A 15744-nucleotide genomic window follows, 5' to 3' on the forward strand; every position below is an offset into this window, starting at 1 on the left:
TCTCCTTTACGGGGTTACTTACTTACGCAGTTCTTTCACTGCTTTATCAAGTACACCGTTGACAAACTTATGGCTGTCTTCAGCACCAAACATCTTAGCAAGCTCAATGCCTTCATTGATTGCCACTTTGTAAGGTACGTCTTCACGGAATTTCAGCTCATAGCCAGACAGACGTAAAATTGCTTTTTCGACCATGTCTAACTCATCAGCTGGGCGTGCTAAATGTGGTGCAACGATTTCATCTAATTGCTTACAGTTAACAACAACACCGCGTGCTAGGTCTTTGAAATATTCGACGTCGATCTTAGTCACATCATTTTCAATTAACATTTGCTGTTCAATATCAGCAATTGGGTTACCGCTTAACTGCCAAGAGTATACGGCTTGAAGTGCTAAGATACGTGCTTTACGTCTTGCTGCTGGTTTCACAGAGATTCCTTAAACTTAAATTTTGTCTAACACATTAACCATTTCAAGCGCACCTAAAGCAGCTTCGCCGCCTTTGTTACCCATTTTGGTACCTGCGCGCTCAATTGCTTGCTCAATGCTTTCAGTGGTTAATACGCCAAATGCAACCGGGATATCATACTCAAGAGATACTTGCGCAAGACCTTTGTTTGATTCGCCAGCGACTAAATCAAAGTGTGGTGTACCACCTCTGATCACTACGCCTAGAGCGATGATTGCATCGTGTTCTTTCTTTGCTGCAACGCGTTTCGCTGCTAAAGGTAATTCAACGGCACCTGGTACGTAAACAACTGTAATGTCGTCTTCAGATACGCCACCTGTGCGCTTAAGCTCATCAACAGCACCTGCTAATAGGCTGCTACCAATAAAGTCATTAAAGCGAGAAATGACAATGGCAAATTTTTTGCCCGGTGCGTATTTGTTACCTTCAATAATTTTCATTTAATAACCCTAAAAAATAAGTTTAAGCGGTTGCGATTGCGCAAAAATTACGGCGCATAATACCACAAAAATATAAAAGTAGCCTAGTAAATCTGTTTTCCCTAATTAAGAGCTAGGCTCAACGTAGTCAACCACTTCTAAGTGGAAACCAGATAACGCATGGTACTTCTTAGGACGGCTCATTAAGCGCATCTTTTCAATACCTAAATCAGCCAAAATCTGCGAGCCCACACCCACAGTACGCGATGTACCTTGGAATTTACGATGACTCACATTTTCGCCAGCATCTTCAGCGGCAAAGGCTTTAACGGTTGCTTCTAGGTCTTCAGTTGATTCTTGTTTACCCAAGATAACCAGCACACCGTTGTGCTCAGCGATATAAGCCATCGCATCTGATAAGCCCCAGCTACGATCAGCACTTCTATCTGATAATAGAATATCGTTAAAGGTACTTTGTAAGTGAACACGTACTAACGTTGGCTCGTCTTTCGATACTTCACCTTTTTGTAAAACATAGTGAAGCTGACCATCAATGGTGTCTTTGTAGGTCACTAAATCAAACTCACCGTGATCTGTTGGCAGTTTACATTTAGCAACGCGCTCAATGGTGGTTTCGTTTAGGTTTCGGTATTCGATTAAATCTGCAATGGTGCCAATCTTTAAGTCATGCTCTTTAGCAAATACTTCAAGATCAGGGCGACGCGCCATGGTGCCATCTGGGTTTAAGATTTCAACAATCACAGATGACGCCTCAAGACCCGCTAAACGCGCTAAATCACAACCTGCTTCAGTATGACCTGCACGTGTTAACACGCCACCAGGCTGCGCCATAATTGGGAAAATATGCCCTGGCTGTACGATATCGCTCGGCACGGCACCTTTAGCGATTGCGGCTTGAACGGTACGTGCACGGTCGGCCGCTGAAATACCTGTAGTTACACCTTTCGCCGCTTCAATCGACATAGTGAAGTTAGTTGAAAAAGCTGCACCGTTATTTTTCACCATCAGTGGTAATTCTAACTGCTGACAACGCTCTTGTGTCATTGTTAAACAAATTAAACCACGGCCATGTGTTGCCATAAAGTTGATAGCATCAGCACTAATGTGCTCTGCTGCGATGATTAAATCGCCTTCATTTTCTCGGTCTTCATCGTCCATTAAAATAACCATTTTACCGGCTTTAATGTCATCGATAATTTCTTGCGCGCTGTGTAAATTCATAATGTGCCCATGAGAGTATGATTAATAGTGACGTATCTTTGCTTATTTAATAAAGCCAGCTTGTGCTAGCAAGCTCATTGATATGTCTGAACGGGAAGGTTGTTCAGCCCCTTTAATTAGGCGCTCTAAATAGCGAGCAATCTGGTCAACTTCTAAGTTCACCTGAGTCCCCACCTGAAATTCTGCAATCGTTGTTTGCTCTGCAGTATGCGGAACAATCGTCAGCTTAAAGCGATTTTGCTCAACCTCGTTGACGGTTAGGCTAATGCCATCAATACACACAGAACCTTTGTACGGAATGTACTTCATTAAATCATTGTCTGTGCTTAACCAGTACTCGGTTGCACGAGCATTGGGACTAATACTTTCGACAGTCGCAATACCATCAACATGCCCTGACACTAAGTGCCCTCCTAAGCGAGAAACCGGTTGCATGGCTTTTTCGAGGTTAACTGTTTGACCTTTTTTATAATGTGCAAACCCAGTTAAGCTAATTGTTTCGTTTGATAAGTCAGCACTAAAACCATCGCTATGTTTAGCGACAACCGTTAAACACACACCATTGGTGGCAATACTGTCACCGAGCTTGACGTCTTTCATATCCAAATTAGCGCTTTGAATACGAATAGCTAGATCACCTTGCTTTTGTGTTAGTTCAACAATTTTACCTGTTGCTTCAATAATTCCAGTAAACATAGTGCTACTCTTTATTTTCAATGTCTGTGGCTTGCTTTGCTTTTATCGCTGTTAAGCGAATATCGTCGCCAATCACCACTGTATCAGTAAAGTTCAGTTCAGTGATATCATTCATCATGGTGACTTCTGCAAAGTTTAGTAAGCTTTTGCCCATATCACCTATTAACTTAGGGGCAATATAAACAATGTATTCGTCAATTAAATCTTGCTCTGCGAACACCCCAGCAAGGGTTGCCCCCGCTTCGAGCCAAATATGATTAAATTGTAGTTCAGCAAGACGCTTTAAAACCGCCGATAAATCAACTTTATTGTTAATTGCTGGTACTACTTCGTGTTTAACAAAGTGAGGCCATTTGGTGTGATTATCAAGCGAAGTGGTAAAAATTATCACCGGGCTCTCGATGCTGAATAACGCAAGCTCAGGCGTTAACCTGTTTTGTGAGTCAATAATGATTCGGGTTGGTTGGCGCAAAGGCAAAGAGGTTGGCATGGTAAATGGCAACTCATCAACACGAACATTAAGTTTGGCATTATCAGTAATAACGGTGTCTGCACCGGTTAAGATAGCACAGCTTTGCGCACGAAATGCTTGCACATCTTGGCGCGCCTTAGGGCCTGTTATCCATTTACTTTGGCCGTTATTTAGCGCAGTTTTACCATCTAAACTACATGCCATTTTACAAGTCACATATGGCAATCCAGTTTCCATACGCTTTAAAAAGCCTTTATTTAAATCGCGCGCTTGTTGTTCAAGTAAACCTGATGCAACGCTAATACCGGCGTCAGCTAAAATTTGTAGGCCGCGACCACTCACCGCAGGGTTTGGGTCAACCATAGCGGCAATCACCTTGCTAACACCCGCGGCTTTTAAACCTTCGGCACAAGGTGGAGTTCGTCCATAATGACTACATGGCTCTAAAGTCACATATGCAGTGGCGCCTTTCGCGTTGTCGCCAGCTACAGCCAAGGCATTCACTTCAGCATGGCCCTGCCCTGCTAATTGATGAAACCCTTCACCGACTATTTCGCCATCTTTAACCAAAACACAGCCAACATTCGGGTTTGGCGTCGTAGTAAAACGACCTAGTTTAGCAAGCTCAATGGCACGCTCCATATAAGCCGTATCAAGCTCTGTAAACGACATGATTAATCACCTAAACGAGCGATTTCTTCACCAAACTCGCGAATATCTTCAAATGAACGATAAACCGATGCAAAGCGCACATAGGCTACTTTGTCGAGTTTCTTTAGTGACTCCATGATGCATTCGCCAATTAAATGGCTAGAGATTTCACGCTCACCCGTAGCACGAAGTTGAGATTTAATGATGTTAACGACTTCGTCGACCTGCTCAGTGCTCACTGGGCGTTTCTCTAAAGCGCGATGCAAGCCATTCAGTAACTTGTCTTCATTGAATGGTTCACGGCTACCGTCTTGCTTGATGACTCTTGGCATCACAAGTTCAGCGCCCTCAAAGGTGGTAAAGCGCTCATGGCATTCGTTACATTCACGTCGACGTCTCACTTGGTGACCACCGCCAACTAGTCGAGAATCAATTACTTTAGTATCTTTTGCGGTGCAAAAAGGGCAATGCATAGGGTTCAACTTCCGTTTATAAAAAACAAAAAAAGGCCGCTTAGTAAGCGGCCTTTATAATAGCAAAAAACAACGCTATTGTTATCTTAATTACGGTTTAACTAGTAATTAAGCGTAAACTGGTAATTTTTTACAGATAGCTTTAACTTTCTCTTTTACTTCTGCTTGTACAGACTCATCGTTGATGTTGTCTAGTACGTCACAGATCCAGCCAGCAAGCTCTTTTGACTCAGCTTCTTTGAAACCACGGCGAGTAATAGCCGGAGAACCAATACGAAGACCAGACGTTACAAACGGTGAACGAGGGTCGTTTGGTACTGAGTTTTTGTTTACAGTGATGTTTGCGTTACCTAGTGCAGCGTCAGCATCTTTACCTGTGATATCTTTATCGATTAGGTCAAGAAGGAATAAGTGGTTGTCTGTTTTACCAGAAACAACTTTATAGCCACGCTCTTGCAGTACTTCAACCATTGCTTGTGCGTTCTTAACAACTTGTGCTTGGTACGCTTTGAATTCTGGTTGTAATGCTTCTTTGAAAGCAACCGCTTTAGCAGCGATGATGTGACATAAAGGACCACCTTGACCGCCAGGGAAAACAGCGCTGTTTAGCTTTTTGTAGATCTCTTCATCACCACATGCAGAAACGATTAGACCGCCACGAGGACCTGCTAATGTTTTGTGAGTTGTTGTTGTAACAACGTGTGCGTGAGGGATTGGGCTTGGGTATACACCAGCCGCGATAAGACCAGCAACGTGAGCCATATCTACGAATAAGTATGCACCTACTTTATCAGCGATTTCACGGAATTTAGCCCAGTCAACAACGCCTGAGTATGCAGAGAAACCAGCGATGATCATTTTTGGCTTGTGCTCTAATGCAAGTGCTTCAACTTGAGCATAATCAATTTCGCCTGTTTCGTCGTTTAGGCCGTATTGAATTGCATTGTACGTTTTACCAGAAAAGTTAACGTGTGAGCCGTGAGTTAAGTGACCACCATGAGCTAAGCTCATACCTAGTACTGTATCGTGCGGCTGAAGAAGAGCTTGGAAAACAGCTGCGTTTGCTTGTGAACCCGCATGTGGTTGAACGTTAGCGTAATCTGTGCCGAATAATTCGTTTGCACGGTCAATTGCTAATTGCTCAACAACGTCAACATGCTCACAACCGCCATAGTAACGTTTGCCTGGGTAACCTTCAGCATATTTGTTGGTAAGCTGAGAACCCTGCGCTTCAAGTACGCGTGGGCTACAGTAGTTTTCAGACGCGATCAGTTCGATGTGCTCTTCTTGACGAGCCGTCTCTTTATTGATGGCTGCAAATAACTCTGGATCGAAATCCGAAATATTCATGCTACGTTCTAACATGGGGTCTCCTAAGGCAACGTGTATGGTGTTTTTTAAAGGCTGTATTGTACGCTTAAAACGCACTTTTGCCTATCTTGTAAAGATGAACATATTTAAACAGGGATTGAATTTATTTCACAGTGTTTTAATAATGATATTTTTTTATTGATACATAACAAAAATTTATAAATTTAAAATATTTCATAGATATTTAAAATGTTACTTAAACAAAAATCGCTCTGTTAAATTGCGTTTTTATTAGGGCAAACTAAGCTTATAAGACTGGTCAATATCAAGGATGGTATAAGTACATGTTAGCTAAACCAATATACGAATTAGTCCCCTACGGATACTTTTTTCTCGGCATCAGTTGTATCACATTAGCCAATAATTATGTGCCTACATTAATCGGTGTAATCTTATTTTTATTAGGTGCTAACATTTGGCGGATGCGTTCTGAAGCCAGAAGAACCGATCATTCAAGCCAGCGAGTCAAGCAAAGAAAACGTCGCTATTACTATGAATTTAAACCTTTTATCATTTTTATTTCGGCATTCACCTTGATGCAATGGACGCAAAATGAACTCGTTTCGGTGATCAGTATTTTGCTGTGTATCTCGGCAGGGGTCATTCTAAGCATGCGGATTTTAAACCGTCATAGCCATTCGTTACTTCATTGAGGGCTTTATTAAAAGACTGCATAAAAAAGAGCGGCTTAGCCGCTCTATAATCAAGGTTATGCTAATTTATTTAACAGCTCAGTTCGAAGCAATTGATAATCAAAGTTAATATCTTCAGCCAAACACTCATTTGCTAGCGCATCAGCAAGTGGTTTCGGCATAGGTAGTTCGATGTCTAAAATTTCTTCTACACTGTCTTTAAATTTTGCTGGGTGTGCAGTCGCTAAAAAGATACCTGCACTGCCATCTGCTAGATTTTCTTTCAAGCCTTGATAAGCAATTGCAGTATGAGGCTCTGCGATGTAACCCGTTTGATGAATTTTTTTCATCACCTCTTTTGTTTCTTCTTCGCCAACACAGCTTGAATAAAAATCATCATAGCTAAACCATTTGTTATCCAACATAAACTGAACACGTGGCCAGTTATTTGGTTTACTCACATCCATGGCGTTCGATAACGACTCAAGTGTGTCATTCGGCGCCCACTCTTTGCTTTGTAAGAAACGTGGCACCGTGTCGTTTTGGTTAGTTGTAGCACTTAGTTTCGCTACTGGCATACCAAGCACAGCACCGATCATCGCAGCGCACACATTACCAAAGTTACCACTTGGTACTGAGATATGCGCTTTACTACGCTGCTCTTTAGGTAATTGAGCAATGGCTTCAAAGTAATAGCAAACCTGTGCAACTAAACGACTGATGTTGATTGAATTAGCAGAATTTAGACCTAGCTTTTGTTTAACTTCATCGTCTAAGAAAGCTTGCTTTACCATGCTTTGGCAATCATCAAAGCTACCATCAACAGCATAGCAGTGAATGTTATTGCCTAATGTTGTAAATAGCTTTTGCTGCGCTAGTGAAATTTTACCTTTCGGGTATAAAATCACGACATCGATATTTGGCTTATTATAAAATGCATGGGCAACCGCAGCCCCCGTGTCGCCCGATGTTGCAGTTAAAATTGTTACTTTTTCGCCTTGGTTAAATTGTGCAAGACACTCAGCCATAAAACGGCCACCAAAGTCTTTAAACGCAAGCGTTGGACCATGAAATAGCTCTAAGCAATAAATATCTTTTTCTACTTCAACCAGTTTCACATCAAAGTTAAAAGCATTTTGTACCATCTGTGCAACGGTATCGGCAGGTAGTTCATCGCCAATTAGGTGCGATAAAATCTTGCTGCTACGACTAACAAAGTCTAAATCAAGTAACGCATCAATGTCTTGAATTGGCGAAAGGCTTTCTGGGAAGAATACCCCTTGGTTACGTCCTAACCCCGTTTTTACCGCTTCAACAAACGACACCTGTTGTGTTTCATCTTTTAAATTATGTAATTGCATGTTTATTCCTTAAATTCTTTAAAGCTGTCGTGTGCCAAGCTGATCAAGTTTACAGATGTGGCTGAAACCTTGTTCATTTACGTAATTATCATTCAGCCAAGCTGCACACTTTTGAGCAGCTTCAAGACTCTTACACACGGTAAATAATGTTGGGCCAGCACCAGAAATACTGATAATCTCTGCGCCAAGCTCTGGCAAGGCACTTTTAGCTTCAGCAAAACCTTGGATTAATGGTGCGCGATGTGGCTCAGCGATTTCATCTGTCATAATTGATAACGCAGCATCAAAGCGACCAGTAAGCAATAAGCTGCTAAATGCAGACAGTCGCTGTGCAAACTCAACACTGTCGTGCATTGATAATTGCGCTGGCAATACCGAACGCGCTTTTGCAGTATTCAGTGAAAAACCTGGAAAAGCTGCTACGTAATACCATTGATTATCAACGGGTAACGAAATTGACTTGTTCGGAATCAGTTCACCAGTTAATTGCAAACCACCTAAATAACAGGGTGTGATGTTATCGTAATGACGGCCGCCACTAACAATGGCTTCAAAATCAGCCATCAACTCGATAAGTTGCTCTTGAGATAAGTTGGTTTCGGCAAATTTATCAAGGGCAGCAAATGCTGCCACCACAGAACAAGCACTTGAACCTAAACCTGAGCCAATTGGTAGGTTCTTTTTAAGCTCAAGTTTTACCGCTGGCATAGCCGGCGCAACGTGTTCTTTAAAATGAATTAAACATTGATAAGCCAAGTTTTCTTCAGCATTAGCAGGCAGTTTATGGGCATAGTCGCCAGAGCAGACAAAAGTATCTTGCTCAGCGGCACTCACCTCTACAACATCGCCTAATAAAGTGCCATCGATAGGTGCCAGCGCAGCACCTAGTGCATCAAAGCCGACAGCAAAATTCCCGATTGAAGCGGGTGCATATACACGGATCATGACCAGCTCCTAACGTGTTAATGTTTTTAAGATATCAGCAAATACGCCTGCAGCCGTTACTTCAGCACCTGCGCCATAACCACGAATCACAAACGGACGTGGTTGATAATATTGACTTAAGATTGCCAATGCATTTTCACCGTCACGGATATCGTAAAGAGCATGGCTACTATCTACGGCTTCAATGCCTACTTTACATTGACCGTTTTCAATAGTGCCCACATAACGAAGTACTTTACCTTCACTTGCAGCACTTTGAATGCGGTCGTTAAACTGTGCATCAAGTGATGGTAGTTTTGCCATGAAATCTGCTACAGAATCATCTTCTGCAAACCCTTTTGGTAAAACTGATTCAACTTCAATATCGCTTAGTTCTAACTCAAGACCCGATTCACGAGCAATGATCAGTAGTTTTCGAGCAACATCAGTGCCTGATAAATCATCACGTGGATCTGGCTCTGTAAAACCACTTTCTTTTGCTTTTAACGTTGCTTCGCTAAGAGATAAACCATCTTGTAGCGCACCAAACATATACGATAATGAACCCGACAAGATACCGCTGAACTTAATAAGCTCATCACCGGCACCAAATAGTGATTTCAAGTTATCAAGTACTGGTAAGCCTGCACCTACGTTTGTTTCGTATAAAAACTTACGGTTATTCTTTTGTGTTGCTGCTACTAAATCTTGGTAGTAAGCATACGAGCTAGTATTGGCTTTTTTGTTTGCCGCAACCACATGGAAACCGGCATTCAAGAAATCAACATATTGCGCAGCAAGCTTATCGGCTGAGCTACAATCTACGATCACAGGGTTAATTAAATGGTTTTGTTTAACAAATTGCTCAACCAGATTTAAATCAAATGCTTGTTCTGACTCGGCTAGTTTGTCTTGCCAGCCATCAAAAGCGATGCCTTCGCTATCTAGATAAAGCTGTCTTGAGTTAGCAACACCGTACAAGTTCAGCTTGATGTTACGTTTTTCAAGCCATGCTTGCTGACGCTCTAACTGCTGAATAAGCTCTTGGCCCACTAAGCCACAGCCAAGCAAAAACACATCGATTGAAGGAATGTGAGTAAAGAAGTTCTCATGGCACACTTTTACTGCGTCGTTGCATAGTTCACCGTCGATAACCGCTGAAATGGCGCTTTCAGTCGAATCTTGTGCAATGGCAACAATGTTAACCTGCGCTTGAGCTAATGAAGCAAAGAACTTAGCCGCTAAACCTTTGTGCGCACGCATGTTATCGCCAACTAGAGTAACAATCGCAAGGTTACGCTGCACTTGTACTGGTTCGATTAAGCCGGCTTGTGATTCTAATTCGAAAGCAGTTTGTAATGCTTCTAAAGCAAGAGATAGGTCACTCTCATGCACACAGAAACTGATGCTAAATTCACACGAAGATTGAGTGATTAGTACAATTGAAACATTGTCGTGCGCCAGTGCATTAAATACTTTTGACGCCATGCCAACTTTGCCTTTCATACCTGGGCCAGACACCGTTAACATAGCGAGGTTTTGTAAACTTGATAATGCTTTAACTGGATCGTTCGACACACTGTCGTTACTGATCACAGAACCTTCTGCACGTGGGTTATGAGTATTTTTGATCTCGCACGGCACACCCGCTTTGGCACAAGGTAAAATCGTTTTCGGGTGCAATACTTTCGCACCAAAGTAAGACAGCTCCATTGCTTCTTTATAAGATAACGAATCAACCTTAGATGCTTTTTTGATATAACGCGGGTCTGCATTGTAAACACCGTCAACATCAGTCCAGATTTGGCATACTTCAGCTTCTAGGCATGCTGCCGCAATAGCTGCTGAGTAATCGGAACCATTGCGACCAAGTGTTGTTAGCTCACCTTGCTCATTGGCAGCAGTAAAACCCGGCATGATATAAATAGTGCTCGGTGCCGCTTTTAATGCTGCTTGAAAACGTAACTTACTTGCAGCCAAGTCAGCTTCAGCATCAATATAGCCACCCACTGAAGCTATGCAATCTGTCGCTTCTAAATAACGAGCATTACTTTCTTTAAGCATACACTCCATTAAGGCTACACTTACGCGCTCACCAAAACTGATTGCATAAGCACGTACTTGGTCTGGGCAGCACTTTAAAAGTGCAACACCATCTAGTTTATTCTTAAGTTCGCTCAAATCAGGCCAACTTGCTACCTGACCAAAGTCAGCTTCAACAGCAGCTTTTAGTTGTTCACAGCGCGCAACCAATGCTTGCCATAACTCACTAAAATCTTGTCCCTGCTCTGCAGCGCTTGCTAATGCTACTAATGAATCTGTCATACCACCCGGTGCTGACAGTACTAACAGCATTTCATCGCGTAATTCTTCTTTGACTAACTGAGCTACCTGTTGCAAACATGCGTAGTCGGCCAAGGACGACCCACCAAATTTTAATACTCGCATTATTTATGTTTCCTCATTCCATAAACGAAAAAGGCCTGTGTTCTAGTGAACACAGGCCTATAATTTTGTTGCACCGACCTATGCCACTATCCCGTAAGGATGATGGTTGTAATAATAATGGTCGTTGCGCGATTAAATGTTTTCATAGCCTGTAGACTGCCTTAAATATAGCCAGCCTGTCAACCCTTAAAGAAAAGATAAATTATGCGTTTGTGTTATATAAAAGATTAGTGAATACCAAATTTATGCAAAGTTGCTTTTAGTCGCACAAGATCTATCGGTTTATCAATGAAGTCAATAGCACCCAATTTTACTACTCTTTGTTTCATTTCAGCCTGAATATCAGCCGAAATTACTATAACAAAGCACTCAATTTTCTCTGCTTTGATCGTTTCGAGCACTGCAACACCATCCAATTCTGGCATGGTTAAATCTAAGCACAATAGATCAAAGTTTTGCTCGCGCAATAAGGCAAGAGCTTCGCGGCCATTTGTGGCTTGTTGAACATCTGCATCCAAGCAATCCCCTAAACAGCGTACTACCTGCTTTCGGGCAATATTTGAATCATCACAGACCAGTACTGAAAAATTAGGATTATTCATGAAATAAAAATCTTCGCTGTAGCAAATACAACATCAAAAAAGGCTAAATTAAAGATGGAATAAATTTATAACACACTTTTTCAAGCGCAGTAAGGGCAAGTTTTTTCAAAATTTACTAACAATTTATAAATGTTCCAGTAAAAAAGGATATATTTATTTCTTTTTAACCATTTATTAGCTAACTTTAGAACTAGCTGAATGTATTACAATTGTCACCAAGGAGCTATGGATATTCCATGCTACAAAAAAGCCTGTCCAAAGAATTATTAACAAATGTACTCTCAGTCTACTTTTTACTTACTTTTGTAGTGACCTGTGGACAAGTTATTGCTGAGTACGTTAATACCAAAGATTATATTCGCGACGAGTTAACGACTTTACAAAAAACATTTAGCCGTAGTTTAACCCGCGCTATTTGGGAACTGAACGATAAACAAACCATCACCACGGCTGAGGGCTTACTGGCAATCCCTATGATCGAGGGTATTATTGTGCGTGATGATAGCGGCGAGGTACTCTCTCAGTTAGGTCGCTCGTTAGATATTCACGAGCTATACAGTCAACAGTTAGTGCAAGAAGAAGCGATTATCGAAGATACGCCATCAGGCTTATTCGGTTACACATTCCCACTCATTTTTGAATTTTCGGGTAAAACAACCCAAGTAGGTGATGTAACCCTGTTCTCAAGTCGTGAAGTGGTATTTAGCCGCATCATGATTTCTATCTACTTTTTAATTGGTAATGCAATGATCAAAACCACCTTTTTGATCATTCTTTTCTTACTTGCATTTAGAAAGCGCTTAACCGAGCCATTGGCACAATTCACAGAACAAATTGAAGATCTTGAACTAAACGACCTAGAAGGCCGCCATATCGAGATCAAAACTGTTGAGCACAACGAATTAAAAGTAATGGAAGAGTCTTTCAACCGCTTAATAGATAAGGTAGTACTTTACCGTGAAGAGCTCGAACATACGCAAAAAGAGCTTTTAATAAGCAACGAAAAGCTCGACCAACATAACTTACAGTTAGAGCAAGAAGTAGCGCGCAAAACATCAAACCTAAGCCAAGCGATGATGGACTTGCAGCAACAAAAATACGAGCTTGAAAAACAAAAGCTGACACTAACTGAAGAAATTGATTTACGTAAACAAACTGAACAAGAGCTCATTACCAAGCAAACTGAATTACAACGCTACCTTGATGAACTAAATATGGCGCAAGAGCGCTTAGTTGGCTCAGAAAAAATGGCAGCATTAGGTGGCTTAGTGGCGGGTATTACTCATGATGTTAATACACCTATTGGGATTGGTGTTACCGCAACGTCATTTTTACAAGAACGCTTGGACCAAATTGAAGCGGCATATAAAGAAAAAACCCTATCGCCAAAAGCGCTTGAAGAGTTTATTAATGACGCCAAGCAAAGTACTAGCCTACTCACTAGTAACCTAGACCGAGCTTCTGAGCTGGTTGCAAGCTTTAAGCAAATTGCAGTGGACCAAGCCAGTGAAGCGGTACGTACCATTAACTTTAAAGAGTATTTAGGTGAAGTGATCCGCTCACTCCATCCAAAGCTAAAGAAAACATCGCATCATATTAATTTAGATTGCCCTGATGATTTAACACTTAACCTGCCTGCGGGTGCGATTAGTCAAATTTTCACAAACTTGATTATGAACTCACTCATTCATGGTTTCGAAGGGATTGAAAGTGGCATCATTGATATTGTTATCAAAGAAGAAGATGACGAAGTCGTTATCGACTTTAAAGACAATGGTAATGGCGTATCAAAAGAGCAGTTAGAAAAGCTATTCGACCCATTCTTTACAACCAAGCGCGACCAAGGCGGCAGTGGCTTAGGCACACATATTACTTTTAACCTCGTTAAACAAACCCTAAGTGGCGATATTGAGGTATCTAGCGAAGTCGGTAAAGGCTTGCACTACCATATTAGTTTTCCGAAAAACATGCCAAAACCACTTTCAATGTTTAACTCATAAGCAATTAGCGTTGATGCCGAAATGATTCATTTCGGCATCAGTTTTTTATTGCTATGATTGGGCAAATTTATTGAAAGGATTAGCCTAATTATGTGGTTTAGTAACCTTATCTGTTACCGTTTTAAACAAGACGTTTCATACTCTCAAGAAGACTTCGACAAAGCCCTAGAACAAGACTTGTTCCGCTCATGTACAGGCCAAGAGCTTTCAACATTTGGTTGGACAAAAGCCTTTGGTAAGCATGGTCAAACCCTATCTCATTTCTCTCAAGACAGCATTTTAGTATGTGCTAAACGTGAAGAAAAAGTACTGCCAGCTGCCGTTATCAACGAATTAGTTGCAGAGAAAGTTGAGCAAATCGAAGCGGAAGAAAACCGTCCAGTAAAGAAAAAAGAAAAAGACGAACTAAAAGAAAATATTCTGCACACTTTACTGCCTCAAGCATTCAAAAAATCGAGCCTACAGTTTGCGTTTATTGATCAAAAGAATGGCTGGGTTGTGGTTAACAGCGCAAGCTTTAATAAAGCAGAAGAGCTTTTAGCCCTATTACGTAAATCACTTGGCACGTTACCTGTCGTACCTGCATTTGCGAATTACGATTTAGATGTATTTTTAACTGACTGGTTAACTAATTTCAGTACCCCTGAAGGCTTTTCTATCGGTAATGATGCAGAGCTTGAAGAAGCCGATGACAGTGGCGCTCAGGTTAAATTAAAAGGCCATGACTTATCATGCGACGAAGTAAAGTCACACTTAGAAAATGGTAAGCGCGTAACTAAGCTGGCTCTTGATTGGCAAGAACGCGTTAAGTTCATGCTTCAAAACGATGGTTCAATTAAGCGTTTAAGCTACTCAGAAACATTAAAAGAAGAAAACGCCGACATTCCAAAAGAAGATATGGCAGTAAAACTTGATGCTGACTTTATCTTAGCGTCAGAAGAAATTAAACAGCTGCTAGAAGAGCTAACTCAAGGCTTAGGCGACGCAGAAGATTTATAAATTTAACCCAGATAATGGTTAACATTAAAAGCGCGACTTAGTCGCGCTTTTTGTTGCTGTTATTCAGTAAAAATCGCTTTTACTTCGTTAAGCATATCGTTATATTCATCGTCACTGAACATATCAAGTGATTCAATCACGCCTTTGTCAATGTAAGTTTGCAATGCCGCAGACTTATCAGAAACCTGTAAGATCCCTTCTAAAATCGCGCCAATACGAATGAAGTCAACATAGCAAATATGTTCTGGACGATAGTTTGGATTTGCCCAGCTTTCAGCTACTTCTACAAACTCATCAGTGAAGCCCCAAGCTCGCATAATTGCGCCACCTACTTTACCACCCAGCTTTTGAATGGCATGAGCAAGGAAGCTTGGGTTTGCGAACACCTCAGGGTGCTTTTCAGCTTCTGTTAAAATGGGCAGTACGCCAATGTTATAAACTAATGCCGCTAAGGTAATTGTGTCGCGATTAAGCGAGGTTTGCTTATTTCTGCGTAAGAAGAAATCCATTAAGGTAATTGAGTGGCACGCTACTTTAAGGGTTTTTTGCCATGCCTTGTCCATATAGCCTTTGATAAGCTCATTATGCGATACAAACAGCTGTTCCATTGCCATTGCAGTTGCAATGTTCTTAATTTGACGTAGGCCAATTCGTGTTACAGCTTGGTGTAGATTTGTAACTTTAACTGAGCGCCCCATAAATGCACTGTTGGCGACTTTGATCATTCGTGCTGATAATGCCGGATCATGAGAGATGACATCTGCCATATCCATCAAGTTTACCTCGGGGTTATCCGCGGCTTGCCTTACCTTCACTGCAACTTCTGGTAAGGTAGGTAACACTAAAGTGTCATTATTTATTCTGTCGACCAATATGGTCAGTAATGCATTTTCTGTTGACATATGTGTGCCATCCTCTTGGGTTAGCCCGCCCAAACAAAGACAGACTAATGACTGACATTATTAGATTAGTTATAGTTTTAGTA

The 15744-nt window shown here is 41.4% G+C and carries 15 protein-coding genes; 3 read left to right on the plus strand and 12 right to left on the minus strand.

From position 1 onward, the window contains the following. Positions 1-18: 18 nt before the first annotated feature. From nusB to glyA, 7 genes are all read right to left on the minus strand, one after another. A complete protein-coding gene (gene nusB, locus AADY36_RS13220; protein WP_054552571.1) occupies positions 19-429 on the minus strand; it encodes a transcription antitermination factor NusB in 411 nt (136 codons plus the stop codon). A 15-nt stretch (positions 430-444) separates the two neighbouring features. Beyond that, positions 445-909, minus strand: coding sequence for a 6,7-dimethyl-8-ribityllumazine synthase (gene ribH, locus AADY36_RS13225; protein ID WP_054562661.1), 465 nt, complete (start codon positions 907-909; stop codon positions 445-447). Positions 910-1014: 105 nt separating this feature from the next. After that, positions 1015-2130 carry a bifunctional 3,4-dihydroxy-2-butanone-4-phosphate synthase/GTP cyclohydrolase II gene (gene ribBA, locus AADY36_RS13230; RefSeq protein WP_342409067.1) on the minus strand — a complete coding sequence of 372 codons (1116 nt, stop codon included), beginning with the start codon at positions 2128-2130 and terminating at the stop codon, positions 1015-1017. Between the two features lie 42 nt (positions 2131-2172). Next, positions 2173-2826 carry a riboflavin synthase gene (locus tag AADY36_RS13235; RefSeq protein WP_274167407.1) on the minus strand — a complete coding sequence of 218 codons (654 nt, stop codon included), beginning with the start codon at positions 2824-2826 and terminating at the stop codon, positions 2173-2175. Positions 2827-2830: 4 nt separating this feature from the next. Further along, positions 2831-3970 carry a bifunctional diaminohydroxyphosphoribosylaminopyrimidine deaminase/5-amino-6-(5-phosphoribosylamino)uracil reductase RibD gene (gene ribD / locus AADY36_RS13240; RefSeq protein ID WP_342409068.1) on the minus strand — a complete coding sequence of 380 codons (1140 nt, stop codon included), beginning with the start codon at positions 3968-3970 and terminating at the stop codon, positions 2831-2833. A gap of 2 nt (positions 3971-3972) precedes the next feature. Further along, positions 3973-4422 carry a transcriptional regulator NrdR gene (gene nrdR, locus AADY36_RS13245; RefSeq protein WP_054552576.1) on the minus strand — a complete coding sequence of 150 codons (450 nt, stop codon included), beginning with the start codon at positions 4420-4422 and terminating at the stop codon, positions 3973-3975. Between the two features lie 108 nt (positions 4423-4530). Next, positions 4531-5787: a serine hydroxymethyltransferase gene (glyA, locus tag AADY36_RS13250; protein ID WP_054562665.1), complete on the minus strand. Its 1257-nt coding sequence runs from the start codon at positions 5785-5787 to the stop codon at positions 4531-4533. A gap of 290 nt (positions 5788-6077) precedes the next feature. On the opposite strand from glyA, the gene AADY36_RS13255 reads away from it, so the two are divergent. Beyond that, positions 6078-6446: a hypothetical protein gene (locus AADY36_RS13255; RefSeq protein ID WP_130166844.1), complete on the plus strand. Its 369-nt coding sequence runs from the start codon at positions 6078-6080 to the stop codon at positions 6444-6446. Between the two features lie 56 nt (positions 6447-6502). Here the strand turns inward: AADY36_RS13255 and thrC are convergent, their stop codons facing one another. The 4 genes from thrC to AADY36_RS13275 form a co-directional block, all read right to left on the minus strand. Beyond that, positions 6503-7786 carry a threonine synthase gene (thrC, locus tag AADY36_RS13260; protein WP_054562666.1) on the minus strand — a complete coding sequence of 428 codons (1284 nt, stop codon included), beginning with the start codon at positions 7784-7786 and terminating at the stop codon, positions 6503-6505. 18 nt (positions 7787-7804) lie between these two features. Beyond that, positions 7805-8731: a homoserine kinase gene (gene thrB / locus AADY36_RS13265; RefSeq protein WP_342409069.1), complete on the minus strand. Its 927-nt coding sequence runs from the start codon at positions 8729-8731 to the stop codon at positions 7805-7807. Between the two features lie 9 nt (positions 8732-8740). After that, on the minus strand, positions 8741-11158 hold the full coding sequence (thrA, locus tag AADY36_RS13270) for a bifunctional aspartate kinase/homoserine dehydrogenase I (protein WP_054562668.1): 2418 nt from the start codon (positions 11156-11158) through the stop codon (positions 8741-8743). 227 nt (positions 11159-11385) lie between these two features. Next, positions 11386-11760 (minus strand): response regulator, encoded by a 375-nt coding sequence (locus tag AADY36_RS13275; RefSeq protein ID WP_054562669.1) that lies wholly within the window; start codon positions 11758-11760, stop codon positions 11386-11388. Between the two features lie 236 nt (positions 11761-11996). On the opposite strand from AADY36_RS13275, the gene AADY36_RS13280 reads away from it, so the two are divergent. Further along, complete coding sequence (locus AADY36_RS13280; protein WP_054562670.1) at positions 11997-13760, plus strand: sensor histidine kinase; 1764 nt, start codon at positions 11997-11999, stop codon at positions 13758-13760. 90 nt (positions 13761-13850) lie between these two features. Continuing rightward, positions 13851-14759: a recombination-associated protein RdgC gene (gene rdgC / locus AADY36_RS13285; protein WP_054552583.1), complete on the plus strand. Its 909-nt coding sequence runs from the start codon at positions 13851-13853 to the stop codon at positions 14757-14759. 59 nt (positions 14760-14818) lie between these two features. On the opposite strand, the gene AADY36_RS13290 is transcribed toward rdgC, so the two are convergent. Continuing rightward, a complete protein-coding gene (locus tag AADY36_RS13290) occupies positions 14819-15661 on the minus strand; it encodes an HDOD domain-containing protein (RefSeq protein WP_054562671.1) in 843 nt (280 codons plus the stop codon). Positions 15662-15744: the final 83 nt, after the last annotated feature.

This window comes from Pseudoalteromonas sp. D15MCD-2 (assembly GCF_038562745.1).
GTDB lineage: Bacteria > Pseudomonadota > Gammaproteobacteria > Enterobacterales > Alteromonadaceae > Pseudoalteromonas.